Source organism: Streptomyces sp. NPDC048417 (genome assembly GCF_040651615.1).
Lineage (GTDB): Bacteria > Actinomycetota > Actinomycetes > Streptomycetales > Streptomycetaceae > Streptomyces.
Genome location: NZ_JBEZKI010000084.1, coordinates 1 through 1833 on the forward strand (window position 1 = coordinate 1; position 1833 = coordinate 1833).

Genomic DNA, 1833 nt, shown 5'->3' on the forward strand with positions numbered 1-1833 from the left:
CCTAATTCCTTGTTAACAGCTCCAGTAGCGGGGACCACGCCCGCGCCGGACTGTTCGAGCGCGGGACTACGACGCCTTTCTGGACCCTGGCCGTTGAAGCCTCCACTGAGAGCGGTGTGGGCCCCGATGCTCATGGTGGTGGTCGCGTGGGCTGTCGGACGGACGCCTCAGGAGGCCCTGGCCTCGACGTCTCACAACAGAGCGGCGGCGTTCGGCGTCCTCGCGGCCACCACCGTAAAGCGAGGGGCTGGCGCTCGTGGGCGCCGGGCGGACGCCTGTGCTCTACCTGGCCACGATGCCTCCGTGCAGAGCGGCGATGCCCGGCGCCGTCGAGCGTCAACACCCCTTGCCCTGAACACTCGTTGGTGCTGGTGGTGCGAGCCCACCACACGGTGACCTCTTGATACGCCCGAGCAGTCCGAGCTCCCGCACAGACCGAGGCCCGCGTGGTGCGCTGGTGCCACGAACGGCTAGTGAGGTGGCGGACCAGCCCGGTGGGCCGAGTCCTGGAATTAGGTCGCTGCGTGGCCCGCATGTGCTCGTGACCAGCACAGACACCCGTGCCATAGGGAGGGAACATCTTGATCTACTGCGGAATCGACTGGGCCGAGAAGACACACGACGTCGCCTTGGTCGACGACAGCGGCGAGTTACGGGCCAAGCGTCACATCACCGACGACGCGGCCGGCTACAAGCTCCTGCTGGATCTGCTCGCCGAGTACGGCGACACCGAGGAGAATCCGATCCCGGTTGCCATCGAGACCTCTCGCGGCCTGCTGGTCGCGGTGCTGCGAACCGGCAAGCGGCAGGTATTCGCGATCAACCCGCTGGCTGCCGCACGCTACCGCGACCGGCACAGCGTCTCGCGCAAGAAGTCCGACCCCGGCGATGCCCTGGTCTTGGCCAACATCCTGCGCACCGACATGCACGCCCATCGGCCCCTGCCAGGCGACAGCGATCTGGCCCGCGCCATCGCCGTCCTGGCCCGTGCCCAGCAGGACGCCACCTGGAACCGCCAGCAGATGGCCAACCAGCTCCGCTCTCTGCTGCGCGAGTACTACCCTGCCGCTCTGGACACCTTCGCGACCTGGCAGAACGGCCTGTGCCGGCCCGAAGCCCGCGAACTCCTCAAGGCCGCGCCGACCCCGGGCAGGGCCGCGAAACTGACCCGTCCGCAGATTATCGACGCACTCAAGCGAGCTGGCCGCAAACGCGGTATCGAGGCCGAGGCCGAGCGGATCCGTGGAGTCTTCCGCGGCGACTTCGCTCACCAGCCGCCCCTGCTGGAGGACGCGCTCGGCCAGCAGATGCTCGCCCTTCTGGGCCAGCTGGAGGCCGCCTGCGTGGCCACCGACGACCTCGCCAAGGCGGTGGAGGAGGCGTTCCCTCAGCACCCGGACGCTGACCTGATCCTGAGCTTCCCCGGGCTCGGCACCCAGCTCGGCGCCCGGGTCCTCGCCGAGATCGGGGACGACCGCACACGGTTCGCCGACGGTCGCGGCCTCAAGGCGTATGCGGGCTCCTCGCCCATCACGCGGGCCTCCGGGAAGAAGTCAAGCATCACCCGCCGGTGGGTCAAGAACGACCGGCTCAACCACGTCGGCTACCTCTGGGCGTTCTCCGCCATCACCGCCTCTCCCGGCGCCAAGGCGCACTACCGGCGACGCCGCGACGAACACGGAGACTGGCACGCGGCCGCCCAGCGCAACCTCTTCAACCGCATGATCGGCCAGCTCTACCACTGCCTCCAGAAACACGAACTGTTCGACGAACAGACCGCGTTCCCAACCCAACTTGCCACCGCAGCTTGACACTTAGCCGCGTGAGGTGTCT

The 1833-nt window shown here is 68.1% G+C and carries 1 protein-coding gene; it reads left to right on the forward strand.

The annotated features are described in order from the left end of the window. Window positions 1-581: 581 nt before the first annotated feature. Window positions 582-1811 (forward strand): IS110 family transposase, encoded by a 1230-nt coding sequence (locus AB0D59_RS51055; RefSeq protein WP_362580063.1) that lies wholly within the window; start codon window positions 582-584, stop codon window positions 1809-1811. Window positions 1812-1833 lie beyond the last annotated feature (22 nt).